The organism is Nocardiopsis alba, from assembly GCF_000710955.1.
GTDB lineage: Bacteria > Actinomycetota > Actinomycetes > Streptosporangiales > Streptosporangiaceae > Nocardiopsis > Nocardiopsis alba.
Genome location: NZ_BAZE01000022.1, coordinates 1 through 580 on the forward strand (window position 1 = coordinate 1; position 580 = coordinate 580).

The 580-nt window shown below is 71.9% G+C and carries 1 pseudogene; it reads right to left on the bottom strand.

What is annotated here, in order from left to right:
* A pseudogene (locus tag TR33_RS27535) lies at positions 1-161 on the bottom strand (activator-dependent family glycosyltransferase); the annotation flags it as partial.
* Positions 162-580 lie beyond the last annotated feature (419 nt).

Genomic DNA, 580 nt, shown 5'->3' on the forward strand with positions numbered 1-580 from the left:
CCGACCGGGGCGAAGGGCAGCCCGGCGGCGGAGACCGCGCCGGCCAGCTCCGGCTGGCTGGCCACCACCACCTCGTGCCCCGCCGACCTCAACGCCCACGCCAACGGAACCAGGTTGAGCAGATCGGTCCGTTCCGCGATCGTCGCGACGACCACCCGCATCGCTGTACCCCTCTCTGAGAACGGGCCCGTTTCGACGTCGTGCCCGCGTCGCCACACCCGCGGTGGCGCGGGGGAGGGGCAGAGTATCCGGGCATCGGTCGGGCGGCCAGGCGCCGTCGGCCCTTGGTGGTGGGGCCGGACGCCCGGCGCGGCCGGGAGGCCCAGAGCACGTGTGATGCCCCCATGGGCACCAGGATTCACATGAGCAACAGAGGGCGACGGAGATGGGCCTCAGCGCCCGAGGTGGTCGTCGAAACCCGGTGAAGCGGTCTTTCCGGTATTCCTTGTCCGGCGCCCGGGCGGCTGTCGCGTACGTCCTTCGGACGGCGGAGCATCACCGTCCGGGGGTACTCGTGTACGGAGGCTGAGGAGGGGCGCAGATGCGCGTGCTGGTGACCACGGCGGCCGAGAAACCGCAC